Source organism: Salinimicrobium xinjiangense DSM 19287 (assembly GCF_000423585.1).
Classification (GTDB): Bacteria; Bacteroidota; Bacteroidia; order Flavobacteriales; family Flavobacteriaceae; genus Salinimicrobium; species Salinimicrobium xinjiangense.
Genome location: NZ_AUIG01000001.1, coordinates 356,339 through 381,503 on the forward strand (window position 1 = coordinate 356,339; position 25,165 = coordinate 381,503).

The following is a 25,165-nucleotide window of genomic DNA, read 5'->3' on the forward strand; positions in this document are numbered from 1 at the left end:
TAGGAATAATTTAGCAACAGGCGCGGGTAACTAATAATCTTACGTTAAAAATGCAGAGCTGAAAAAGCCTTTTCTATAATTTCGGGCGGAGTAACACGTTTTAAAATTTCAAAATAGCTAAAAATTAAAGCTGAACATTAAAACAAAAAACCAAAATCATGAAAAGAATTCTTACCGTTACGGTAGTGGCAGCAACAATGTTGACTTCTTGTGTTTCAAAAAAGAAATATGTTGCCCTTGAGGAAGATTATAATAGAACCAGAAGTAGTCTTCAGCAAACTCAGGTTGAAAAAGAAAGACTTGAGGAGAGATTAGATGCCATTGAACAAAGAGTAGCAGATTACAATGCAAAGATCAACACGCTTACAGAAGAGAATGACCAAAGGCTTGAGATGAATGAGCTTACGGCCATGTCAAACGCTAACAAGCGTAAAATGAGAGAAACCCTTCGGAATGTAGACGCGGAAAAACTTGCCGGTGCCGAAACTCTTGAAGATTCTATTAACCTCGCTGTAGCACATAACCTGGAAAGCCAGATTAGCAGTGGAAGTTCAGAGGATATTGATATCACAGTAGATAAAACTGTTGTGATGATCAATGTTTCCGACAAATTGCTTTTTAGAAGCGGAAGCCACAGAGTAAGTCGTGACGCTTATCCTTTGCTTGAGAAACTGGCGGAGGTGATCAATTCTGAACCTGCCATGGAAGTGATGGTAGAAGGTCATACAGATTCTCAAACTATGGTAGAAAACTCTTACATCCAGGACAACTGGGAGCTTAGCGTGAGAAGATCTACTGCCATTGTTAGATTATTGCAGGACAGATTTAATGTGGATCCTGAAAAGCTTATTGCTGCAGGTCGCAGTAGCTATAAACCTGTTGCAGACAATGACACCAGGGAAAACAGAGCGTTAAACAGAAGAACAAGAATTGTGATCCTTCCAAACCTGGATAAATTCCTTGCCCTTTTGGATTCTGAGCAATCTCCCGCACAAACAATTGATCAGACAAATAATTAATTCATTTCTTATAGGAATGAAAAAGGCTGTCCAAACCGGGCAGCCTTTTTTTATTTGCTATTGGTTTACTTCACGTTTCAACCTGTGGAAAGCAGCTTCCGCCTCCTCCACCAGGGTTTCGGGATCAAAATTGGTTAATTTTCCATCCTTTTTGAGGATCCTGCCATCTACAGCTACAAAGTCCACATTGGCCGGTTGAGCCGCCTCCACGATCAGGCTGTGGGGCTGGTCACTTGTAGAAAAATTAAGATCATCCTTTTTCAACATAATAAGATCGGCTCTTTTTCCCGGTCGCAGACTTCCGGTTATCTCGTCCATTCCTAAAGTTCGGGCTCCATTTATTGTAGCCATTTTAATAGCTTCGGAAGGTTTCAGATAAAACTCATCTTTTGCTTCGGCATTAGCAAGATTCAGAAGCAGCTTCATTACTGAAAACAGATCGGCATTTCCGGAAAGCGGTGTAGTGTCCACTCCCACCGCAAGATTCACACCTGCCGCATGGAAGCTGTTGACAGGTGGCAATCCATAACCAATCCTCATTTCTGAATAAGGGGTCATGGTGAGATGAGTGCCGGTTTCCTTCATGTAGTTTATTTCTGAAGGAGTGGCGGCATTACCGTGTATAATATTGACATCTTTTCCTAGAAGATCTTTATTGTACAACTGCTGAATCTGACCTTTTTGTGCATCTGTAGAACTGGCATGGATAACGATTCTCATCCCCAGCTCCCGGGCTTTTTCCCAATCTGAAGCAAGATGTTCATAGCCTGCACCACGGGATCCCAGGCCCAGCTCCAGAAGTTTATATTTTTCATTAGCCCGTAATTCCTGAAGGATTTCTGTTATTCCGTCGAAATGTGTAGCTTCATTTGAAGGCTGATCCCGGTAACCGCCATACAGCACCTGAGCACGAAGACCGGCATCAGCCAGGGTATTACAGCTGGCCATCACAAAGCCGGGATTTCTGGCATTGTGATTAAAATCGCTGATGCAGGTAATCCCGGAATTAATAGCTTCGGCCGCAGCATAGCGGGCAGCCAGTTCCATGTCTTGTTGTGTATAAACCTTTGAGTAGGCTGCAGTCATTGGAAAATATGCCTGACCCTCATTATAACCTGCCATACTGCGCAATAGTGAAGTCCAGAGATGCCAGTGACAATCAATTAACCCGGGCATTACAATTGCACCGGAACCCTCAATGACCGGAATACCTGCAGGAGGACTGATATCATGACCAATTTCTATAATTTCACCATTCATGATGAGGATAGAAGTATTTTCCATATCCCCCACCTGCTCATCCATACTAATCAGATGAGTGTTCTGAACCAAAAAGGAGGTTTCGGGATCAAAGTCAGCCCCGGAAAAAGAATTTAGAAAAGACAATTCCAGAGGCAGGAATCCGGCGGCAGTAAATAATCCGGTGTTTTTGATGAAATTACGTCTTCCCTGGTCCATTTCAATAAGATAGCAGGAAAAGGAATGTAAGGATCCCAAGAAAATATTAAAAAGTTGGAATCACTCCCCTGGTATAGATTCCGGATGACATCCACTACTTTCTTTTCTTCAGCCAGTGATAGTCCAGGGAATGTTTTCCTCCCCCGGTGATAAGGATCACCGTAAATATTATGAGATACAGTAGCGCCATTTCTTTCCGGCCAAAGGGATCGGCAGCGTGAATGATGAATGCCGCAGTAAACATGGTGATCATAAGAGGAATGGCAGCAAGCCGGGTTCCCAAGCCTATAATGATTAAAATAGAACATATAAATTCGGCAAAAACAGCCAGGGCGAGCGTGATTCCCATGCCCAGACCAAAAGGATCTGCAAATGCAATTTCCTCACCCCCGAAAAGCCTGAGAAGTTTAGGAGTTCCATGAGTTAGCATAAGACCTCCCGCTCCAAGGCGAAGGATGAGTAGTCCAAGATCTATTTGAGAAAGGTTGAGATTGGTGGTGTAGGTATTTTTCATGCTTCTAAATTAAAAATTCTATTTATATCTATGAGATTTAAAATTTTCCTACACTGAGGCTTATACTTTAAATAGTTGTGATAGTGTTTATTATATAATTTAGTTCCTACAATATCTTATTAAGCGCTAAAATAGTTGTGTTATTCATCGAAAAAAATTAGCCTTTTAACGTTTATTTTAAGAAAATTTTATAATTTAGGTAGAACAGAAAAACAAGATGCGGGTAATTCTTACATTTTTATTTATAGTTTTTGTCTTCTGGTCCGGCCGGGCTCAGGCGACTGCTAGTTTTACCGCATCTGCCACTATCATTCAGCCAATAGGCATAAAAACTTTAGCCAATTTAAATTTTGCTGCAATTGATGCACGGGACGGCGGCGAGATTATCTTAAGTCCACAGAATGAAAGAATTGCTGCAGGCGATGCCCGACTGGAGAATGGTGGGGAAGTCACGGCAGCGACTTTTGAGGTAACCGGGCAGCAAGGCTTTGATTTCTCCTTGAGTCTGCCTTCGGGGCCATTTTTTCTTTCTAACGGAAAAGAGCAAATGATCATAAAAGATTTCACCAGCAGCATTAGAAACACAGGAAATTTTGCTGCCGGAAGTTCAGTTTTTAAAATTGGAGCCACCCTTCAGGTGGAAGCTCAACAGGCTCCGGGTGTTTATTTTACTTCCACTCCCCTTACCATCACTGTCAACTACAACTAATCCCCGAAAACGATTGAGTTTACTGGCCTTCCAACACCTTCGTGTTAAGAATAATTTAAATCAGGTATTTGAACGAATAAATGGGTGCTTCAACGAGTAAGTTTTTTCTGTAAGCTATTGGGAAATATATTCGCGTGGTTAAAAAATGAAACCCCAATAACCCTACAAATACCATCACCATGAAAAAAATTACTTTTATTTTATTGGCACTTATTGCCGGAACTGCTTTTGGACAGGATGCTTCTGCAACAGCAACTGTTAATGCTCACATCGTTGAAGTTATAACCATCCAAGAAGGAACTGATCTTAACTTTGGTAATATTGTGGCTTCCACCGGTGGAGCAGTAAGAGTGAATACTGAAGGTACAAGAACTTTTTCCAATCCTGACATGAAAGTGGCAAATACTGGAACTGTTAGTGCTGCCTCTTTTGAAGTTACAGCTGCCGAATTTTTCAGTTATAGTATTTCCATTCCTTCTATAGTTTTAAATGGTCCAGAAACTTCAACAATGGATGTTTCTTTTACAAGTGAAATAGATGGAAATACTGACGGAATAGCCGAAGGGACTGGAGCGCCACAGACATTGAATGTTGGCGGATTGCTTACTGTGGCATCTGGTCAAGTATCAGGAGATTATACTGGTGAAGTTACAGTAACCGTAGCTTACGAATAAATTTTTGTTCTAAAATATTAGAAACGCCGCCCGCTGTGGCGGCGTTTTTTGTTTTTCCTTATCTTGTTAACTAACCACTTTAATTCTAATGGAAAAGTCATTCATTTTAATTCTTTCCCTCCTGTTCTCTACTCAGCTATTTGCACAGGCCTCGGCTTCGGCAACTGTAGAGAGTCGGGCGACGGTGATCGATCCTATTAAAATAGAGAAGACGGTGGATCTGGATTTTGGAAATGTGATCTCTGCCTATACTCCGGGAACCGTAATTCTTTCTCCCGACGGTACAAGATTGGCTTACGGAGTGCAGCTTTCCAGCAATATGCCCGGTAATGTTGCTCCTGCAGAAGCTGTGGTTACCCATGGCAATAATAATTACTCCATTACCCTGCCGGAATCTTTTTCTCTTTTTAATCAGGAGAATCCCAATCAGGTTATGATCATTGAAGATTTTACGGTTACCCCTTTACAGGGAGAGCTGAGCGATATCCTTCGGATTGGGGCTACTTTAAAACTGGAAGCAAATCAAACCGCCGGATATTACACAAATTCTGAAGGTTTCAACGTGACAGTTTCATATAATTAAATTTCACATTTCCTTAACAATCTACTGCTTATTCAGTAATTTTGGAATCCATACTAATCCCCCCAGGATATGAATAAAGAATTACTCCGCGTTTGCCTTTTTACAATTACTGTCCTCTTTACTGCTCCTCTTTTCGCCCAGGGAGATCTTATGATCATGCCTAAGCGCCTTGTTTTCGATGGCTCCCAGCGCTCCCAGGAGATCAACCTTGCCAACACCGGAAGTGATACGGCGGTTTATGCGATCTCCTTCGTCAACTATAAAATGACAGAGAACGGGAATTTTGAGCAGGTCGAAACTCCTGAAGAAGGTCAGCGTTTCGCGACAGATTTTCTAAGGTATTTTCCCCGCAGAGTCACTCTGGCACCCAATGAAGCTCAAACTATAAGGGTTCAACTCACCCGTACCGGAAATCTGGAACAGGGAGAATATCGTTCGCACATGTACTTTAGAGCTGTAGAAGAACAAACTGCTCTCGGAGTCGAAGAAGCAGAAGATGCTGAAGGTATTTCTATCAATATCAAAACCGTTTTTGGTATTAGTATCCCGATAATCATTCGGCATGGAGCTTCTACTACCCAGGTTGAATTACAGGATCTTGTGTTGGATACATCAGGAGAGCAAATCACACTTTCCCTCAGCATTAACCGCAGCGGAAATATGTCCGTTTACGGAAATTTAAAGGCTGAGCATATTTCTACCAATGGGAAGACTACGGAAGTGGGAACAGTTAAGGGAGTTTCTGTTTATACTCCTAATTCCAAAAGGAACTTCAGATTTGAGCTGAGAGATGCAGCAGGAATTGATCTTAATAATGGCAGGCTCAGGATAAGTTATTCTGAGGAAAAAGGAGCTACCCTGGCTTCCACAGAAAAACAGCTGGAATAGATGCACATTATTCCTCTACATCATGAAGACTATTTACGTTTCTTTCTAAGTGGGTTAGTGTTTTTATTTTTTACTCCAATATCACTAGCCCAGGGAAACGGAAACGGAACTGGTCAAATAACAGATCCTGTTATTAATAATGTACAGGTAATAGCTTCAACTCCTATCTGCGCGGGTTCTGAAATTACAATTTCATTTAATGTTACAAATGGAAATGATAAAGATTTAGAATATTTCACTGCTAATACGATCTATACAATACAGTTGCAATATACAGATGAGAACGGGAATATATTTTCTGTAATTTCCAGGCAGTATCAATCCTCAATAGTTCCGGAATCAAAAAATTTCGCATCAGTTACAATTGATGATATTCCATTTATAATTCCTGAAAATTCTCCAGCATTTTCCACTTATAAAATAGCGATAACATCAACCAAACCTGAAGTTCTTAATACCGCCGCCTCCTTATCAACTTCTTTTGTGGTGAAGACAGAAAATATTTGGACAGGGGCTGTCAATACTAACTGGGATGAACAGGGAAATTGGGATTGTAATATTTTGCCAAGTAAATATTCTAATGTATTTATTCCATCCGGACTAAACAATTACCCGGTCGTAAACGCCGGTACGAATGCTCTTGCCAATAATCTCAGCATTGAAACCGGAGCCGAAGTCACAGTAACTAATAACTGGCTCCGTATTGCAGGGGAACTGGTAAACTCCGGGATTCTTGACACAAAAAGCGGGAGTGTCTCCTTTGAGGGAGCTACTGCACAAAACATTCCCGCCGGAGCTTTTACCGGCAATGCCATTTTAAATCTGAGGATAGATAATCCGGAAGGAGTTACTTCCCAGGCCAGGATCGAAGTTTTTAATTCTTTAGAAGTAGCGGCAGGAACCTTTACAACCGGAGATAATCTCAAGTTGGTATCAGATGCTTCGGGTACTGCATTTATAAACGGAAGTGGCGGCGGAGAAGTCACAGGCACTGTAAAAATGCAACGTTATTTAGACAATGGCTTCGGATACAAATATTTCAGCTCCCCTTTCAGAAATTCCACAGTAGGCGATTTTTCCGGATTCATGGAGCTTTCTCAGTCGACCACGGGATTTCCGCATTTCTATGAGTACCTGGAAGGTAGAAAAAGTGGGGACACAACCGACATTTCCGGTTGGCAGGCATACACTGAACCCGGTAGTACTTTAACCATTGCCAAAGGCTATGCACTAAACATCAGTGGTATCACCGATCCCGTTACCATTGAACTTTCAGGAGAGGTAAATAGCGGTGATGTAAATATTCAACTTGAAAATAATGAAGGTTTATATACCAAAGGATTTAACCTGGTAGGAAACCCTTACCCTTCTCCTATAGACTGGAATTTAATGGTGCCGACCCTTACCGGAATTGATGAAGCCATTTACTTCTTCAACGCCGGAAGTGAAGACAGGTATACCGGAACTTACACTTCTTATGTGAATGATGTTTCAACAGGGGTTACTTCCATTATTCCGTCGATGCAGGGGTTTTTTGTGAGAGTCAGCGAGCCGGGAACTGCAAGCCTCAACTTTACCAATGCGGTAAGGACAGGAAACGAGACTACCCAGGGTTTTTATAAGGCTAAAAACCACCGTATTATCCCGCAAATAAAATTAACTGCAGGTTTTTCCGGAGAAACGCAATCAGACGCAGCAGTGATCTATTTCGAATCAGGAGCTTCTGCAGAATTTGAAAGTGAATTCGACGCTCTAAAACTGCTGAATACTGCCGCTGAAGTTCCCAGCCTTTACAGCCTTACTACCAAACAGGAGAAACTCTCCATAAATGCCATCAGTTCTGCCAAACATGAGGAAATTCCGCTGGGAATAAATACAGAAAAATCTGGTGAAATGTTTATTCAGCTGGCCGAAATTAAAAACATCTTTCCATCAGCTTACATATATCTGAAGGATCAGAAAAACAAGCTGGTGCACAACTTTTCACAAGAACCCGTATACTCCTTTACCTCTCAAAAAGGGGAAAATAATGACAGATTTTTCCTGATCCTTTCTTCAGAAGAATTATCTGAAGATCAGCTGAGAGCAAGCACTGCATATTTTTCTGTACATGCAGCCGAAGGAGAGATCCTGGTAAAGCTGAATCTTTCCCAAAATACCTCCGGAAATGTCATTTTAAGCAATGTATCGGGACAGGTGCTTCAAAAGAGATCGGGAAAAGAAAAAGAAGAGATTAAATTTTCAGGAATTACTGCACCCGGCGTTTACCTGGTAAGCCTGGAACTTGAAAATGAAAGACAAACCAAAAAGATCCTGATCAAAAAGTAAAGCAATGAAAAATATTCGGCTCCATTCTTTAGCTTTTTTGACACTTTTATTAATGTCATTTTCGGGTGTATTTGGCCAGGAGAATCCGCCGATACCGGTAAGTGTCGAGGTGCGAAATGCGCAGGGGCTCAACTTCGGAGCTTTTACAGTGGGAAATGCGGGGGGCAGTGTGATCATAAGCCCCAATGGAGATCGTACAGGTGATACAGATGTTTACTTACTTAATTTGGGAGCTTCGCATCATTATGCAATTTTTGATGTCTATGCCAATCCGGGAACTCTTCTGCAGATACAGCCGGTCACAAATATTTCTCTTTCAGGTCCTGCCGGAAGCAATGTTACTTTAAGCATAAATCCTTTTTATGATATTAGCACCGGCCAAACCTTTATTACAACCACTAATCCTCAAGAAGTATTTGTTGGTGGCAAGCTACATATCCCAAATGGTGATGCCGGACCGGCAGGAACTTATAACGGAACCTTTACTTTAACCTTCATTTACGAATAGTAAGCAAAAGTAATGCTCCCCTCCTCCCCAATATTTTATAGGTCTATTCTAAAAGCTAAATTCATTCTTATTCTGCTGTTCAGTTCCGGGTATGCCGCAGCTCAATCGGGATTTCCCGAATATGACGAGCTTAATGTAGAAATGAATATTCAGAGGTTGGGAACTTATGAAATTCCAATTGCCATTAAGGGAGAAGATGCCTATTTACCGGTGGGGGTCATCTTTGATCTACTGAAGATCAAGCATGAGACCGATGGAGATATTATGAGCGGATTCATCATTCACCCCGATTCCACTTACACTATCAACTGGCAACAACCGGAGATCAGGTTTAAAGGTGAAACTTACAGCCTATCCAAAAATGACATTTTAAGCACCCCATCTGGAAATTATTTGAAGTCTGATCTCTTCGGAAGTATTTTTGGTCTGGACATAGATTTTTCTTTCCGAAGCCTTTCCGTAAAACTTGAAACCGATAAGGAACTGCCGGTGATGAAGGAAATGCGACTACAGAAAATGAGGGAAAATCTGGATCGGGTTAATGGTGTGGTTGTTCCTGATACTGTTCTTCCAAAAAGCCATCCTTTGTTTAAAGGAGGTACTCTGGACTGGGGTTTTGTTACCACTCAACAAAGTGAGATGGAAAATGATAACCGGTTGATGTTAGGGCTGGGAACAATGTTCTTGGGGGGAGAAACTAATTTAATGCTTAATTATTCCAGCAGGTTGCCATTTACATCACGTAACCAGTTCTACCAATGGAGATATGTTAACAATGACAATAATTATCTTACACAGGTGACAGCCGGAAGGATCTTTACCCCGGCTACTTCTTCCCTGTTCGCGCCGGTTACCGGAGTACAATTTACTAATAGTCCGCTGCAAAACCGCAGATCATTTGGAAGCTATCTGCTGAACGATTATACCGAACCCCGCTGGACTGTAGAGCTTTATGTGAATAACGTACTGGTTGCTTTCACGGAGGCAGACGCTTCGGGATTTTACAGTTTTGAGGTCCCGCTGATGTATGGAAACACCGCAGTGAGTCTCCGCTTTTACGGGCCCTGGGGAGAAGAACGGATTGAAGAGCGGGTGATCAACATTCCATATAATTTTGTTCCGAAGAATGAACTGGAGTACACACTTAGCGCCGGATTCGTGGAAAATGACAATTGGGACCGCTTTAGCAGATTGAATCTCAATTATGGTCTTGGCAACGCAGTGACTATAGGAGGTGGGGTTGAATACCTTGATGATGTGCAAAGCGGCGAAGTAATGCCGTTTGTCAATACTTCTGCCAGAATCGCTTCGGGTCTGCTATTTTCGGGAGAATATATGTACGGCGTTAAAGGGGAAGCGCTATTGAGTTACCGCACGCCGCAAAACCTGCAGGTAGATCTTAATTATATCAATTACGACCAGGACCAGACAGCAATAAACTTTAACTATCTAGAGGAAAGAAAGATAAGTCTCTCCACTCCTATTCGCACCAGGAATTTTTCGATGTTCGGTCGGTTTACGCTGAACCAGATCATCATGCCGACAACCGAGTTCACTACAGCTCAATTATTACTTTCGGGTGCGGTGATGGGCATCAGTACGAATTTCACCACCTACGGTCTCTATAACGATCGTATGGATGAACCTACGATCTACAGCTCATTATCGCAAACATACAGGCTTCCGAATAAATTTTTATTCTCTCCGCAGGTGCAGTATGATTTCAGCAGGAATAGATTCAATAATCTGATCCTTGAGCTGGAACGACCTGTGTTTAAACAAGGTTTTTTAAACGTCGCCTACGAAAACAATTTTCTGCGGGATGCGCACATTTTTGAGGTGGGGTTAAGATACGCCTTTAATTTTGCGCAAACTTCGGCTACTTCACGAATTGGGAACAGGAATTCCTCTTTTGTGCAGTCGGCAAGAGGAAGTTTGATGCTTGACGATAATACAGGATATATTATGAGTAGTAACCGTACTGCCATGTCCAGAGCGGCACTTACCGTAATTCCCTTCCTGGATCTTAACCGAAACGGGATCAAAGATCCTATGGAACCCGGAGTTGCGGGCCTGGAACTTAAAAACAGAAGTGGCAGGCTGAACTATGACAGCAATGGAGAGATCCTGCGGATTACCGAACTTCAGCCCTATATCGATCTTCTTTTAGAACTTGATCCCGTGAGTCTAGATAACATAGCATGGAAGATCCCTAATCCAAAGATCCTTGTGAAGACGCGGCCTAACCATTTCCAGGAAGTATTCGTACCTGTGGAAGTCATGGGAGAAGTCGGCGGAATGGTATATCTCAGAGATGAATCCGGAATCCGTGGACAGGGAAGGATCATCATCAATATCATAAATCAAGATGGGGATAGAGCCGCAAAAATTCTGAGTGAGGGAGATGGATATTTCACTTACCTGGGATTGGCTCCGGGAAAATATATTGCTGAAGTTGAAGCAGAACAGCTTCAAAATCTGGGATATAAAGCCACACCTGGTCAGGTGGAATTTGAAATTGAGATCGATCAATATGGTGATATTGTAGACACGTTGGAATTCATCCTGTCGGGAGATTAATTTTTTGCCACGAATGCACGATTTCAAAATTCCAAATTACAAGCACCAAATTCCAATGGGAGACAAACCGATATTAGACGCTTGACTTTAGACGGTAGACGGAAGTATGTACCTTCAAAGTTTCAGCGAAGGAGGACCAAATTTCAACTAAATTTTCATTCCCTTTCTTCCGAAGGATAAAGAAAATCAGATGATCACCCACATGAGTAGGGACATGCCTAATCCCACAAAGGCAATAAGAGTGGTCATTACCGTCCAGGATTTAAAAGTTTGTTTTTCAGATAAGCCCAGATACTGCCCCACAAGCCAGAATCCGCTATCATTAACATGAGAAAGAATTGTGGCTCCTGAAGCAACTGCAATTACTATAATAGATATTTGCTGTACAGAATAAAGCCCCTCGGTAAGAACCGGTGCGGTTATTCCGGCAGCGGTTATCATTGCAACCGTAGATGATCCCTGAAGAATTCTGACTAATGCAGCCACTATAAAGCCGAATACCAAAGGATTAAATGCACTGTTATTCAAGGTGTCGGCAATCATCTCTCCTGCTCCGGTATTTATAAGAATTTGTTTAAAGGCTCCCCCGGCCCCTGTTAACAGGATTATTATCCCCGCCGCCTGAAAGGATTTATTTCCTATTTTTAAAAGGTAAACTTTCTGCATTCCCCTTCTCACTCCCAGAAAATACCAGGCGATAAGATTAGCGATGATAAGTGCTGTAAAAGGATGCCCAATAAGTTTGATAATGTATAAAACTGTTGGTGAGATATAAAAATTTGAAAAAAGAGGACTGCTAATTAAGGTGTTAATAACGATCAGGAAAATGGGAATGAAAATGATTGAGATCACCAGTCCAGGAGATGGTGCTAAAGTTTCATCGTAATCTTCCTTATCTTCAAAAACATCGGGATCCACATGTATTTTTTTTGAAATAAATCTGGCGAAAACAGGTCCACTGATGATCGCAGCCGGCAGCCCTGCAAAAAATCCGAAGAGTATTACCCACCCAAGATCTGCTCCCAGGATCTCTGCAACTGCTATGGGACCAGGGGTCGGCGGAATAAATGCATGAGTGATGGCCAGTCCTGCCAGTAGCGGAATAGCGTACAGGAGCAGGGATTTTCCCGTTCTTTTACTAAGGGCGTAGGTAATTGGGACCAGGATGATAAAAGCTACATCAAAAAAAACAGGAATAGCTACTAAAAAACCGGTAGCCATCATAGCCCAGGGAGCTCTTTTTTCCCCGGTCTTCTTGAGCATTGAGGAAGCAAGACGCTGTGCCCCGCCAGATTGTTCAAGTATTCCCCCAAACAAGGCTCCCAAACCAATCACGGTAGCGACAAAACCAAGGGTGCTGCCCATTCCGTCCCTTATTGTCTCTAAAATTTCAGTTGCCGGCATACCGGCCATTATTCCCACGGCAATACAAACTATCAACAATGCCAGGAAAGCCTGAATTTTAAGTCGAAGAATTAAAAAAAGTAAGAAAGCAATTCCTATAAGGACGGCAGATAGTAGTTGTATGTCCATTAGATCTCAGGATTCCATTGGGTGTGGAAAAATTCTCCTCTTGGTTTATCTTTTCTTTGGTACGTGTGTGCGCCAAAATAATCCCGCTGCGCCTGGATCATATTGGCCGATGATTGTTCGGCAGTGAAACTCAGCAGGTAATTTGCCGCAGCACTCATCACCGGTACCGGGAAGCCCGCATTTAAAGCTTCACCTACCATGCCGGTTAGCGACTTTTTGTAACCGCTAATTTTCTGTACAATTTCCGCCTGCATTAATAGGTGCTCCCGGTGATCTTTAAATTTCACCACCAGGTCTTCCATTAATTTGCTTCTTATAATACAGCCATTGGTCCAGATCCTGGCAATTTCAGAAAGATTCAAACGCCAGTTGTATTCTTCTGAAGCTGCTCTGAGAAGGTCAAAGCCAATGGCGTGATTAACAATACCTGAAGCTTTATAGGCTTCAAAAAGGGCATTTTGAAGCTCCTTTAAATTTCCTTTTTCTGAAAATTTATGATCATATTTTTTCGCCGCAGCGGCACGCTGTTCTTTCATTCCTGAAATATTTCTCGTCATAACTGCCGCACTTATCGTATCCAGCGGCACCCCAAGTTCCAGAGCGGCATTGGTAGACCAGCCGCCGGTGCCTTTTTGTTTGGCGGCATCCAGAATCTGGTCCAGAACCAGATCTCCATTCTCTTTCTTCCGGAGAATTTCTATGGAGATTTCAAGCAGGTAACTCTGCATTTCCTTATTCCATTCTTGAAAAAGAGCCCCAATTTCTTCAGGCTCTGCGTCGGAATGGTATCTTAGTAGATGGTAGGTTTCGGCAATAAGCTGCATTTCTCCATATTCGATCCCGTTGTGTACCATCTTCACAAAATGTCCTGATCCATCGGGTCCTACATAGGTGCAACAGGGATTTCCTTTTTTGTCTTTGGCCGCAATTTTTTCCAGTATCGGTCCTACTCTATCGTAAGAACTTTCCGGTCCGCCGGGCATGATGGACGGACCTTTCCTGGCACCTTCTTCCCCACCCGAAATTCCGGCGCCCATGAACAGAATGCCTTTTTCCTTCAGTTCTTTTTCTCTTCTTATGGTGTCCCTATAATGTGAATTTCCGCCATCAATAATGAGATCTCCTTCGTCAAGATGTTTCAGCAGATCTTCTATAACAAAATCCACTACTTTCCCGGCATTTACCATGAGCAGGATATTCCTTGGCCGCTCCAGGCTTTCGACAAAGGCTTTTAGATCATCAAATCCCCGGAAATTAGATTCAGGATTTTCTGCAGTAAAGTTTTTGGCTATATCAACCTCAATTTTATCCACATGCCGGTTGTAAATAGAAACTCTAAAACCTTTGGAAGCCATGTTCAGCGCCAGGCTTTTTCCCATCACTCCCAGACCAAAAAGGCCGATTTCCATCTTCTTTTGTATGTTTTCCATGATCTCATTTATTATTTGTTCAGGAGATTGATCGACATCGATGTGAATTCCGTAGGAAGGCAGCTCCAGAGTTTCGTATTGTGACTGCAGGAGCTCCGGCTTAAAATAATGGCCTTCCCTACCAGAAATTCTACCGTGTATCACCTCATAATCTGAATGTAAGAAAATCCATTTGAGATGCTCCTGCGGCAGACTTTGCAATTGTGTGCGATATTTCTCCTTTAAAGCCGAACATGCCAGCACAGCACCACCGGTTTTCTGCCATTCCCTGATCTTTATTCCGAGATTCTCCAGCCACTCATACCGGTCATCATCCTGCAACGGAATTCCGGCTTTCATTTTCTCTACATTAGCAACGGGGTGATAATCATCGGCGTCAAAAAAGGGAATATTAAGTTCCTCTGCCAGCATTTTTCCTATAGTAGTCTTCCCTACTCCCGACACGCCCATTACAATATAAACCTGCTGCCGACTCATTCGTAGCTGATGTTTAGAATTTCCAACTTCTGCAGGGCTCCTGCCATTTGTACTTTAACTACATCTCCAACTTTGCTGCCGGTTAGTGCCTTGGCAAGAGGTGCCAAAAATGCTATTTTTCGGGCCTTTATATTGGCTTCATCTACTCCCACAATTTCAAAGCTTTGCTCCTGCCCTTTTTGATTTCCGGTAAGGAATTTAAAAGTTACAGTCGCTCCAAATCTCGCTTCATCCTGTGGCTGTTCTTTTGGTTCCAGAATACGCGCCGACGCCAGGCGTTCATTCAGCAGATTTAATTTTCCATTAATCACTGCTGTTGCATGCCGTTTTTCCTTATCACTGCTAATATCAATGTTTTTCCTTTCCTTTTCCAGGATATCCCGCTCCTCGAGTAGTTGTTTGTGCCCCTGCGGTGTGACATAATTTGTCACTCCCGGAGGTAATGCTGCCCGTGGCGGGATAAATGGTGCCTCCTCCTGGTCTTCTTCTTTTACAAATCCGCGGCTCATAGCTCAGTTTTACCTAAAGGTCACAAATTGTCCGCACAATTCAAAAAATGTATTAAATCCTGTTAATTTTGGGGTATGTCAAAAAAGAAACTCCTTGTCATTGGTTACGTATGGCCCGAACCCAAATCATCAGCCGCCGGTGCACGGATGATGCAGCTGCTGGAATTTTTCCTTGCTGAAGCGTATTCCGTCACCTTTGCCACTACTGCTTCAGAAACTGAGTATATGGCCGATCTTTCCGGTCTCGGAATTACTTCGGAAAAGATTGAACTCAACAACGAGAGTTTCGACATTTTCCTGAAAAAGATCTCTCCCGAAATTGTCATTTTTGACAGGTTTATGATGGAAGAACAATTCGGCTGGAGAGTGGCTGAAGTGGTTCCGGAAGCAATCAGGATCCTGGATACAGAAGATCTGCACTTTTTACGGAAGGCCAGACAGGAAGCGCTTAAAACGGGAAAAGAACTTACGGCTTCCCTCCTCTTTTCAGATACTGCAAAGCGGGAAATAGCCAGCATCTACAGGTGTGATCTCAGTCTCATCATTTCCCCGGCTGAAATTAAGCTGCTGACAGAAACTTTTGGAGTACCTCAAAATATTCTTTTCTATCTGCCTTTTATGCTTCAGGAAGTTTCCGAAGAAAAAAAGAGCCGACTACTGAAATTTGATGAGCGGAGAGATTTTATCAGCATAGGGAACTTTTTGCATGAACCGAATAAAGATGCTGTCCTGCAACTAAAAAGAGAGATATGGCCGCTGGTAAGAGCAGAAATAAAGGAGGCGAAAATTCACATTTTTGGAGCCTATGTGCCGCAGCATATCCTGGAACTACATCATGAAAAAGAAGGTTTTCTGGTTCACGGGAGAGCGGTTTCGGCAAAAGAAGAGATTGGCAAAGCGCGGATACTTTTAGCTCCAATACGCTTCGGTGCCGGAATAAAAGGAAAGTTTACAGATGCCATGCAGGTGGGAACGCCTGCAGTTACCACAAATCTTGGTGCAGAAGGCATGGGCGGAGAAAACGAATGGAATGGTGCAATAGCCGATTCTCCCGAAATTTTTGCCGAAGCGGCAGTTGACCTATATAAAAATGAGGAACTTTGGAAAAAGGCACAGGAAAACGGGTATAAAATTTTAGACTCTCATTTTTCAGAAGCTGTGCATAGCGAGAGATTACAAGGGAAACTGCGGGAAATTTCAGAAACTATTGAAGAGCATAGAAATTCCAATTTTACCGGCCTCATGTTGCAACACCAGAACCTGAGCAGCACAAAATACTTGTCAAAATACATAGAGGCTAAAAATAAGAATCGCCCGTAAAAACGGGCGATTCCATCCAAACAAATAAACTAACAACTCGAGTGGAGCAACTAGGTTACCTTCAATATTTTATCTTCAAAAAGTTTTTGATGTAAAAGCTGCAGCGCCTGTACCTTGTTTTGTGTGTCTACCAACAGCGAAATATTATTACTACTCCCGCCATAAGAGATCATCCTTACCGGCAGGTCGTTAAGTAGTTCGAACAGTCTAAAAGTTTCATGATCATTGATCACACCCTCGCCAACAACACAAATGATACTGTGGTCTGAATCTACGGTAATTTCCCCGTACTCGTCAAGTTCGTAAAGGATCTTATCAAGGTTTCGCGTGTCGTCAATAGTAAGGGAAATAGCAATTTCTGAAGTCGTGATCATATCGATCGCTGTCTCATGCTTGTCAAAAACATCAAATATTTTTTTCAAAAATCCGTGCGCCATCAACATACGGTTGGATTTGATCTTGATCGCTGTAATGCCGTCTTTAGCCGAAATAGCTTTAAGTCCGCTGCCGTGGGCTTCTGAAGAAATGCAGGTGCCGGGAGCCGCAGGTGTAAAAGTGTTTTTCAGGTAAATAGGAATATTTCTATCCTTCACCGGGGAAACGGTTTGAGGGTGTAGAATTTTCGCTCCAAAATAAGCGAGCTCGGCTGCTTCTTCAAAACTCAGATGTGTTAGCGCTGTAGTGCTTTCTACAAATCGGGGATCGTTGTTGTGGAATCCGTCAATGTCTGTCCAAATCTGCACTTCCTTTGCGTTCACAGCCGCACCAATAATTGTAGCGGTATAATCGCTTCCCCCGCGTTTCAAGGTGCTTATGTTCTTGTTGCGATCTATTCTGACAAAGCCTTGTGTAACATAAACTTCATTTGTTACTTCTCTTTGTAAAGTGGATTTAAGATGCTTTTGAACAGTTTCTATTTCGGGATTTTCCACGTTGGAAACGTGCATGAAATTCTTTGCATCGAGTAAAGTGTTGGATACTCCTTCCTCTTCCAGGAACTGCGAAAAAATAAGACTCAGGAAACTTTCACCAAAGGTCACTACGGCAGCTTCAGAAACCGCTGTGTTTCCAAGACTTTCCTCCAGCTGTTCGTAAAGCTCAAGGAATTGAGCTTCTGTCATTCTTTTGGTTTCGCTGGATATAATGAGCTCCTCGATAAGCTGCAGGTGTTTCAGTTTTAATTCCAGCAATAAAGCATCAACTACTTCAGAATTACCTTCATTAACAGCAGAAAAGATCTCCACCAGTTTATTGGTAACGCCAGACATAGCCGAAACCACAACGATCTTCCTCCCCTTCTGCGCCCGAATTATATTTTTTACATTCCGGATACTTTCAGAAGAACCTACAGAAGTACCACCAAATTTTAATACTTTCATTCTTTTCAAAATCAGACTGCATAATTAATTCATGCTATCTACCATTGAAAATAAATCCCTCCTTTTTCATATCTTTGTACAAATTGTATATTATTTAACATGAAAACCATAAGTACCTGTGTACATGATATTATAAAGCACCAACCCTTTCTGGATGATGCCCTGGCCCGGAATATTATTAACTTCAGCTCCCTGGCAGCGGACTTGCAGCCACAGGTTGAAAAAGAGATGAGAAAACCCGTAAAACAGGGTTCGATCATTATGGCCCTGAGGCGTTATCACCCCAAGAGAAGTAAGTTTTCTGCAAAGGATTTCCGCGAGCTGGGAGATATGATCGTAAGATCTGGGGTTACTGAGTATACTTATTTGAATTCGAAAGATATAGTTGCCCGAAAGGCAGAACTGCTTAATGCTATAAAGGACCGTACCGGCATTTTTTTAAACTACTCCAGTAATTTTCAGGAGAGTAATTTTCTGGTGTCTACTACCCTGCAACCTGTAATTGAGGAGATCTTCAAAAGTGAACAACTGGTGAGTGTCTCAGAAGAGCTCTCCTCCATAACCATTGCGCTGCCCGAGAAAAACACCAAAACTGTAGGTTTGTATTTTTACATCTTTAAGCTGCTGGCTTATGAAGGTATTCCCGTATATGAGATAATTTCTACTTCCAATTATTTTACGCTCTTCCTTGAAAAGCAATATGTGAATCAGGCTTTCCAATTGATGAACGAAATCAAATCCAATTAATCAACATTGTAGATCCACAATTCGTTTTGATGGTTCATTGGTAGATATAATTTATTTTCCTCCTTGAGAAAAAGAATATCTCCCGAGCTTTTTTCTGAAGTCAGGACTTCTTCAAGGTTTCCATCCATATCTATGGCATATATCTTTCCGGTAGCCCAGTCTGAAACAAAATATTCTCCATTGGCTTTTGGCTGGATTCCGTCCATGTTGCCAATGCCTTCCTTGGATATTCTGCTGATTTGTTTGGTGCTGCGATCAACTTTTAGAATATTTCCATTTTGATCATCACCCCAGGCGGAAACAAGAATAAAATCTGGAGTTACAAATAAACCATTTGGTCTTTCCAGATCAGGACTGCTTAACCATTGTTCAATTTCTCCGGCCTCATTCATTTTATAAATGCTACTTCCTGCAAGATCTGAAAAGTAGATGTCCCCATTTTCATCCAGTGCAGGATCATTAAGAGATTTTGCACCTTCAACAGGAATTCGTCGCAAAACTTCTCCTGACATAAGATCAATTTCAATGAGAACTGTAACATCTGTGACATAGAGTAGGTCACCTTTAACCAGTAAGCCTTTTGGATCATTTAAACCGGTGATCCATTTGTGCTCCTGCTCTTTCCATTTCCTCGAGATTCGGGAGATAAATCCGTCCCCTTCTGTACGGTCAGCCATATTGGACACATAAAAGTATTCACTTCCTTCATCGTAAATCACCGATTCGGGATGGCTAAAGCCGGTTAGCTTCACTTCGGGAGTATTGTTAGGTTCTTGCGCCAGTACTGTCATTCCGCAGAAAAACAGGAGTATAAAAAATGGTTTCATTTTTTTTATTTTGGAGTGAATAAAATATGTTTTAGTAAGCTTTTATGCAATTAAACTAAATTAATCCTAAAATTGTTACTCATAACTATAGTTCCTCTTATTTTTAATAAAAATAAAAATTGCTATGAGAAAGATCATCAGAGCCCTGCTTGCAGGATGGGGTGCTAAGAAATTAGGTGGAAAGACAGGATGTGGTTGTATTGGAACAATCGTCGTCTTTATAATTTTATGGTGGCTTTTATCCAATCTGGGTATCTGATGATCTTTACTTTTACTGAAAAAAATATCCAAAACCTATGGTAAACATGATAAGGCCATAGAAATAATGTTCTAAACTCACATTTAGCAAACTTCGCGTTTTGTAGTAATTATAGATAAAGATCCACCCGGCAAGAAAAGTTGCAATAGGTGCTACCCAATTAGCGTAAATAAAATGGGTAAGTCCAAATATAAAGGCATTACTGAACATCAAAAGGTACTTTTCCGGAATCAGCTGTTTATATCTATGAAAATAATATACCCTGTAGATGATCTCCTGTGGAAGTACAGATGCAATTGGGTAGAGGAAAAAGGTGAGCACATAGCTGTTAAAATTCTCCACCGGATACATAAAGAACAGGTCCGGATAGATCCACCAGGTAAACCAGATGAGCAGGATAGTAATGATGATCATACGGGTTATACTCTGTCCTAAATAACTCCTGTCAAATCTCGTAAGGTTGCGCCTGTTAAATCGAGGATCTTTAAACAACAGGATCAAAAAGAATATTGCGATCAGAAAAAGGGGGACGATCTTCCACCATCCATCCAGAAAATGATTGGCAAAAAAGGGGAAAAAGACGTAAAAAATTATAAACTCCAGAACCAGGTAAGGTGTGGAATTGTAAATTAATTTAGGGCTCATGTCATGATTTACAGAAATATAAAAATTCTGTCTCAGAAGCTGCTTTCTTCTAACAAAAAAATAAGAAATTTATTCTGTTTCCAGATTTTCTTCCTCATCTTCAATGTTGTACCGGGCTCTCTTTTGTCTAAGCAGGTCTATAATATTAAACAACACCACACAGAATGCCACCCATATAAGTCCGCCTATAAAACCACCAACAACATCTGAAGGATAGTGAACCCCCAGGTAGATCCTGCTAAGGCCAATAAAGAAAATAAGCGCCGCGAACAGGATCGCAAGGAAAAGACGCAGCAACTTGTTCATTTTGATGTGAAAGCTAAGATAAATGAGAAATCCATAATAGGACATGGCGCTCATAGCATGGCCACTGGGGTAACTTAATGTCTTTACCACTACCATGTGCTCCAGAGTTGGCCTGGCACGGTCAAAAGCTTCTTTTAAAGCAAGATTCACTAAAAAAGATAAAATGACAACCCCAATTAGCTGCAGAATGAATTTTTTATTATTTAATCTGAAAAAGAAATAAAGGGCCACAATTATCGTGGCTATAAGGTAAGCGTAAAAATCTCCCAGATCTGTAACAAACTGGAAGAAGTTGTTCATTTCGGGAGTTCGGAAAGAGGTAACAAAATCTGTCACCCGCTGGTCGAAGTGGTCCACGGTCTCTCCCTGCACCTCTTCTGTAAGTTCGATGAAAAGGTTGATCCCAATAACGAAAACTAAAAATGATAAAAAGATCAGTAGATAAAATGGAAAATCCGGATGTTCCCTGGTGACATGTTTTTTATAAAATTCTACAAAATCGTTAATGTACTTTTTAGTTACCTGTACCATTTTTTAAAATTTTAATCGGTGGTAATTTTTTCTGCCGGAAAAGCTATCTCGACTTTTCTCCTTCCCCACTTGAGTGCCTTAGTTTTATCTTCCCCCATGTAGATATCTATTTTATTACGCCAACGGGGGTGCATTTTATCATTCACAATGAAAATACCGTCAAAACCTTCAATTTTCACTGGAGTTTTATAAGTCAAACCCTTTCTAATTAAATCCCTGGAAACAGCAATAGACTGAACTTCAGGACTCAAAGTATCTCCCCAGGCCGTAAGCAAAGGGTTTCCTTCCCCCTGCCTTTTCAATGAATTATAGGCTGAAGCAGTTACAGTCATTTTTTCCCATTCGTCAAAATTAAATTCTTCCTCTGTACTTTCGTTGCAACTACCCATTCCAATTACCAATAGAACCGGAAGTAAAAAAGATTTTAAAATAAGCTTGACAGAGACCATAAATACCAACATAGTAAAAAATTAAGCATTTCACAATAATATGCTTTAGTCTTAACCCTCCTTTAAGAGAGAATTAAAAGTATGAAAGTAAACTCATTTTTTTATTGATTATTATCTGCTTCTACTCAATTTCACCTTACTTCTTTCACTAAAACTTCAATTCTTTGGTTGTCCGTTTTAAAATTGGTATTTTTGCAACGCGAAATGCGATTTTTCCCAGCACTTTTAAGGTCCTTCCTTTCTATTTCTGTTTGATTTCCATTTCCCAATTTTTTTTTAATTGAAAACTATATTTATGATGAGTCAGGTTAAACAAAATGACACAGTAAGAGTACATTACACCGGAAAACTTACCGACGGACAAGTTTTCGACAGTTCTTTGGAAAGAGAACCTATCGAATTTACTATGGGACAGGGACAGCTTATACCCGGATTTGAGAAAGGCTTGCTGGATATGAAGGTGAATGAAAAGAAAACAATCGAAATCCCAGCTGATGAAGCTTATGGACAACCTCGTGAAGAGTTGGTCCAGGAAGTGGAAAAGAGTCAGCTACCGGAAGAAATAAAGCCTGAACCAGGAATGGGATTGGTTTCAAAAAGTCCTGATGGCCGCGAGATGAATCTTGTGGTTAAAGAAGTAAAAGATGATACAATAGTTGTTGATGGAAACCATCCATTGGCAGGAAAAGATCTTGTTTTTGATCTAGAGGTTGTGGAGATCAAGTAATTTCTTTCCTTTTATAATAAATAAAGCCTGCAACATTGCAGGCTTTATTTATTTTTTAGAAGTTCTGGATCCAGACTCTTGTTTCCTGATTCTTTTACTCGTTGTGCATGAATTTCTGTTTTCCCATTAATTGCTCCTGAGTTTCCTCATTTGCAGGATCGGGAACACAACAATCCACAGGACATACTGCAGCACATTGAGGTTCATCGTGGAAACCTACACATTCTGTACACTTATCGGGAACTATATAGTAGATCTCATCACTTAAAGGTTCATGGGCTTCATTAGCATTGGCTGCTTTCCCGTTTGGAAGAACAATATCTCCACTCAGGTCTGTGCCGTCTGCGTAGCGCCAGTCATCTGCACCTTCATAAATGGCGGTGTTTGGACATTCCGGTTCACAGGCTCCACAGTTGATGCATTCATCGGTTATTATAATTGCCATAGCTTATTTTTGTTCTAAATTTGCACAAATTTAAAGCCAAATCAGTTCTTAAACAAATAAGGGAATGACAATCGAGCAGCGTATAGAAAAGTTAGATAGCCTTGGTCGCTTTTTAAATCAATTTAGACGATCAGGTATTGAAAAAGATGAAGCTATTCCCCAAAATGAACCATTTTTTTCAAAGTTGAACGAACAGATTGAAGCTGCCGTTCATTATAATGGCTGGTTTACGAAAGAAAACGTCCTGTTTTCACTGGAACAATGGGCAGAGGCTTTAAGTCGCGAAAATCTTCAACAATGGACATCAGGTTATGACCTTGAAGATGTCACTCCTAAAACTGTCGGGATCATTATGGCAGGAAATATTCCGCTGGTGGGATTCCATGATTTTATTTCTGTCCTGATTAGCGGCCATAAGGTGCTGGTAAAACAATCCTCTAATGATAAGCTCCTGCTTCCGGTTTTAGCCGATTATCTGATTGCTATTGCTCCGGAATGGGAGGAGAAAATCGAGATCCTCCCCGACTCCAAAGACGGGGCCTCAAAAATGACAAATTTTGATGCTGTTATTGCCACCGGAAGTAATAACACTGCCCGTTATTTTGAATATTATTTCGCCGGAAAACCTTCGATTATTAGAAAAAACCGGAATTCTGTAGCCGTTTTGACCGGAAAGGAAACTCCCGAAGAGCTTTCTGCCCTGGCTGAAGATATATTCAGATACTATGGCCTGGGATGCCGCAATGTTTCCAAACTCTATGTCCCTCAAGTTTATGATTTTAATGGCTTTTTTGAAGCTATTTACCACTGGAATCCTATAATAAATCAGGCGAAATACGCTAATAATTATGATTATAATAAAGCCGTATACCTGATGAGTTTGTTTAAACTTCTCGAAAATGGTTTTTTGATATTGAAAGAGGATACTTCTTTAAGTTCTCCAATAGCAACTTTGTTTTATGAGAAGTATGAAGATCTGGAAAAGTTGAAAAAGGAATTGGGAAGCCGTAGCGAGGAGATTCAGTGTATAGTAGGAAAAGATTTTATAGAAAATGAGGTTTCCTTCGGAAATACCCAGCATCCAAAACTTTGGGATTATGCAGATAATGTTGACACTCTTGAATTTTTGACCCAAAAAATTTGAATGCTTCAGCTTTTGCAGGAAAAACCTTCTAAATTATCATTTTAATAACAGGATTTCCATTATGATTTCCTCATATTTGTTACTGTTAAAATAAAAATATGAAAAAACATAACTACAGTGCCGGGCCTTGTATACTTCCGCAGGAAGTTTTTCAGGAAGCCTCACAGGCGATATTAGACTTCAACAATTCCGGATTATCCATTTTAGAAATTTCACATCGCAGCAAAGATTTTGTGGATGTAATGGAAGAGGCGCGCAATCTTGCATTAGAATTGCTGGGACTAGAAGGGAAAGGATACAAAGCTTTATTCCTTCAGGGAGGAGCCAGTATGCAGTTTCTCATGGTCCCTTATAATCTACTTCAAACAAAGGCGGCCTATCTCAACACAGGAACCTGGAGCACAAAGGCTATCAAAGAAGGAAAATTTTTTGGTGAGGTAAAAGAAGTCGCTTCATCTGCAGATAAAGGTTTTAAATATATTCCGAAAGGGTATTTCATTCCATCAGACGTTGATTATTTTCACTGTACCAGCAATAACACTATCTACGGAACCCAGATAAAGGAATTCCCAAAAACACCAAAACCAATGGTGTGTGATATGAGCAGTGACATTTTCTCGAGACAAATGGATTTCTCACAGTTTGATGTGATCTATGCGGGAGCTCAAAAAAATATGGGACCTGCAGGTACTACCCTGGTAGTTATCAAAGAAGATATTCTTGGAAAAGTAGAGCGTTCTGTACCATCAATGATGGATTATCGTGTACATCTTAATAAGGCCAGCATGTTCAATACTCCGGCAGTTTATGCAGTTTATGTCTCCATGCTCACCTTACGCTGGCTTAAGAAGAATGGAGGAATAGCTGGAATAGAGGAAAGAAATGAGAAAAAAGCCAATCTTTTATATTCGGAAATAGATATTAATCCGCTCTTCGAAGGTTATGCAGAAAAAGAAGACAGGTCTATGATGAATGCCACATTTAATTTGTTGAATGATGACCTGAAGGAATCTTTTGATGCCATGTGGAAAGAAGCCGGAATAGATGGTCTTAATGGTCACAGAAGTGTAGGCGGATATAGGGCATCCATGTATAATGCACTTTCTCTTGAGAGTGTACAGGTGCTTGTAGATGTAATGAGCGAACTTGAAAGAAAAGCTTAAGCCTTTATATAAT

At 41.2% G+C, this 25,165-nt stretch carries 24 protein-coding genes; 13 read left to right on the plus strand and 11 right to left on the minus strand.

Annotation, left to right across the window (positions count from 1 at the left end):
* Positions 1 to 158: 158 nt before the first annotated feature.
* Positions 159 to 1,019: an OmpA family protein gene (locus G564_RS0101610; protein ID WP_029036109.1), complete on the plus strand. Its 861-nt coding sequence runs from the start codon at positions 159 to 161 to the stop codon at positions 1,017 to 1,019.
* Positions 1,020 to 1,076: 57 nt separating this feature from the next.
* Here the strand turns inward: G564_RS0101610 and G564_RS0101615 are convergent, their stop codons facing one another.
* Both G564_RS0101615 and G564_RS0101620 read right to left on the minus strand, forming a co-directional pair.
* Positions 1,077 to 2,516, minus strand: a complete 1,440-nt coding sequence (locus G564_RS0101615; protein WP_156879157.1) for an amidohydrolase family protein — start codon at positions 2,514 to 2,516, stop codon at positions 1,077 to 1,079.
* 55 nt (positions 2,517 to 2,571) lie between these two features.
* Positions 2,572 to 2,991, minus strand: a complete 420-nt coding sequence (locus G564_RS0101620; protein ID WP_029036111.1) for a DoxX family protein — start codon at positions 2,989 to 2,991, stop codon at positions 2,572 to 2,574.
* 217 nt (positions 2,992 to 3,208) lie between these two features.
* Between G564_RS0101620 and G564_RS0101625 the strand changes: the two genes are divergently transcribed.
* The 7 genes from G564_RS0101625 (at position 3,209) to G564_RS0101655 (ending at position 11,261) form a co-directional block, all read left to right on the plus strand.
* The gene (locus tag G564_RS0101625) at positions 3,209 to 3,700 is read left to right on the plus strand and encodes a DUF4402 domain-containing protein (RefSeq protein WP_037373252.1); all 492 of its coding nucleotides are present in this window, start codon (positions 3,209 to 3,211) and stop codon (positions 3,698 to 3,700) included.
* A gap of 179 nt (positions 3,701 to 3,879) precedes the next feature.
* Positions 3,880 to 4,374, plus strand: coding sequence for a DUF4402 domain-containing protein (locus G564_RS0101630; RefSeq protein ID WP_029036113.1), 495 nt, complete (start codon positions 3,880 to 3,882; stop codon positions 4,372 to 4,374).
* Positions 4,375 to 4,462: 88 nt separating this feature from the next.
* Positions 4,463 to 4,957, plus strand: coding sequence for a DUF4402 domain-containing protein (locus G564_RS0101635; RefSeq protein ID WP_029036114.1), 495 nt, complete (start codon positions 4,463 to 4,465; stop codon positions 4,955 to 4,957).
* A 69-nt stretch (positions 4,958 to 5,026) separates the two neighbouring features.
* Positions 5,027 to 5,845 (plus strand): fimbrial biogenesis chaperone, encoded by an 819-nt coding sequence (locus G564_RS0101640; RefSeq protein WP_029036115.1) that lies wholly within the window; start codon positions 5,027 to 5,029, stop codon positions 5,843 to 5,845.
* A complete protein-coding gene (locus G564_RS0101645) occupies positions 5,846 to 8,173 on the plus strand; it encodes a T9SS type A sorting domain-containing protein (protein WP_084625560.1) in 2,328 nt (775 codons plus the stop codon).
* Between the two features lie 4 nt (positions 8,174 to 8,177).
* The gene (locus G564_RS0101650) at positions 8,178 to 8,681 is read left to right on the plus strand and encodes a DUF4402 domain-containing protein (RefSeq protein WP_084625561.1); all 504 of its coding nucleotides are present in this window, start codon (positions 8,178 to 8,180) and stop codon (positions 8,679 to 8,681) included.
* A 12-nt stretch (positions 8,682 to 8,693) separates the two neighbouring features.
* On the plus strand, positions 8,694 to 11,261 hold the full coding sequence (locus G564_RS0101655) for a hypothetical protein (protein ID WP_029036118.1): 2,568 nt from the start codon (positions 8,694 to 8,696) through the stop codon (positions 11,259 to 11,261).
* Positions 11,262 to 11,447: 186 nt separating this feature from the next.
* Here the strand turns inward: G564_RS0101655 and G564_RS0101660 are convergent, their stop codons facing one another.
* The 3 genes from G564_RS0101660 to G564_RS0101670 are packed head-to-tail and all read right to left on the minus strand — an operon-like array spanning position 11,448 to position 15,210.
* The gene (locus tag G564_RS0101660) at positions 11,448 to 12,794 is read right to left on the minus strand and encodes a GntP family permease (protein ID WP_029036119.1); all 1,347 of its coding nucleotides are present in this window, start codon (positions 12,792 to 12,794) and stop codon (positions 11,448 to 11,450) included.
* Positions 12,794 to 14,701, minus strand: a complete 1,908-nt coding sequence (gene gndA / locus G564_RS0101665) for an NADP-dependent phosphogluconate dehydrogenase (protein ID WP_029036120.1) — start codon at positions 14,699 to 14,701, stop codon at positions 12,794 to 12,796. The genes G564_RS0101660 and gndA overlap by 1 nt, the downstream gene beginning before the upstream one ends.
* The gene (locus G564_RS0101670) at positions 14,698 to 15,210 is read right to left on the minus strand and encodes a GreA/GreB family elongation factor (protein WP_029036121.1); all 513 of its coding nucleotides are present in this window, start codon (positions 15,208 to 15,210) and stop codon (positions 14,698 to 14,700) included. The genes gndA and G564_RS0101670 overlap by 4 nt, the downstream gene beginning before the upstream one ends.
* Positions 15,211 to 15,285: 75 nt before the next feature.
* On the opposite strand from G564_RS0101670, the gene G564_RS0101675 reads away from it, so the two are divergent.
* Entirely contained in the window at positions 15,286 to 16,530 is a 1,245-nt protein-coding gene (locus G564_RS0101675; protein ID WP_029036122.1) for a glycosyltransferase family 4 protein, read from the plus strand.
* Positions 16,531 to 16,580: 50 nt separating this feature from the next.
* Here the strand turns inward: G564_RS0101675 and G564_RS0101680 are convergent, their stop codons facing one another.
* Complete coding sequence (locus G564_RS0101680) at positions 16,581 to 17,909, minus strand: aspartate kinase (protein ID WP_029036123.1); 1,329 nt, start codon at positions 17,907 to 17,909, stop codon at positions 16,581 to 16,583.
* Between the two features lie 99 nt (positions 17,910 to 18,008).
* Between G564_RS0101680 and G564_RS0101685 the strand changes: the two genes are divergently transcribed.
* A complete protein-coding gene (locus G564_RS0101685) occupies positions 18,009 to 18,656 on the plus strand; it encodes a hypothetical protein (RefSeq protein WP_029036124.1) in 648 nt (215 codons plus the stop codon).
* Here the strand turns inward: G564_RS0101685 and G564_RS0101690 are convergent.
* The 4 genes from G564_RS0101690 to G564_RS0101710 all read right to left on the minus strand — a co-directional run bounded on the left by G564_RS0101690 (position 18,653) and on the right by G564_RS0101710 (position 21,685).
* A complete protein-coding gene (locus G564_RS0101690) occupies positions 18,653 to 19,483 on the minus strand; it encodes an SMP-30/gluconolactonase/LRE family protein (protein WP_029036125.1) in 831 nt (276 codons plus the stop codon). The two genes, G564_RS0101685 and G564_RS0101690, sit on opposite strands and share 4 nt — an antisense overlap.
* Positions 19,484 to 19,754: 271 nt before the next feature.
* On the minus strand, positions 19,755 to 20,387 hold the full coding sequence (locus G564_RS19750; RefSeq protein ID WP_051205249.1) for a CPBP family intramembrane glutamic endopeptidase: 633 nt from the start codon (positions 20,385 to 20,387) through the stop codon (positions 19,755 to 19,757).
* A gap of 69 nt (positions 20,388 to 20,456) precedes the next feature.
* The gene (locus G564_RS0101705; RefSeq protein ID WP_029036127.1) at positions 20,457 to 21,224 is read right to left on the minus strand and encodes a phosphatase PAP2 family protein; all 768 of its coding nucleotides are present in this window, start codon (positions 21,222 to 21,224) and stop codon (positions 20,457 to 20,459) included.
* A gap of 11 nt (positions 21,225 to 21,235) precedes the next feature.
* Positions 21,236 to 21,685, minus strand: coding sequence for a 3D domain-containing protein (locus G564_RS0101710; RefSeq protein WP_245583644.1), 450 nt, complete (start codon positions 21,683 to 21,685; stop codon positions 21,236 to 21,238).
* A 286-nt stretch (positions 21,686 to 21,971) separates the two neighbouring features.
* Here G564_RS0101710 and G564_RS0101720 point away from each other — a divergent pair, with 286 nt between their 5' ends.
* On the plus strand, positions 21,972 to 22,400 hold the full coding sequence (locus G564_RS0101720; protein ID WP_029036129.1) for an FKBP-type peptidyl-prolyl cis-trans isomerase: 429 nt from the start codon (positions 21,972 to 21,974) through the stop codon (positions 22,398 to 22,400).
* 94 nt (positions 22,401 to 22,494) lie between these two features.
* On the opposite strand, the gene G564_RS0101725 is transcribed toward G564_RS0101720, so the two are convergent.
* Entirely contained in the window at positions 22,495 to 22,845 is a 351-nt protein-coding gene (locus G564_RS0101725) for a 4Fe-4S dicluster domain-containing protein (protein ID WP_029036130.1), read from the minus strand.
* Positions 22,846 to 22,909: 64 nt separating this feature from the next.
* On the opposite strand from G564_RS0101725, the gene G564_RS0101730 reads away from it, so the two are divergent.
* Complete coding sequence (locus G564_RS0101730) at positions 22,910 to 23,989, plus strand: acyl-CoA reductase (protein ID WP_029036131.1); 1,080 nt, start codon at positions 22,910 to 22,912, stop codon at positions 23,987 to 23,989.
* A 98-nt stretch (positions 23,990 to 24,087) separates the two neighbouring features.
* A complete protein-coding gene (serC, locus tag G564_RS0101735) occupies positions 24,088 to 25,152 on the plus strand; it encodes a 3-phosphoserine/phosphohydroxythreonine transaminase (protein WP_029036132.1) in 1,065 nt (354 codons plus the stop codon).
* Positions 25,153 to 25,165 lie beyond the last annotated feature (13 nt).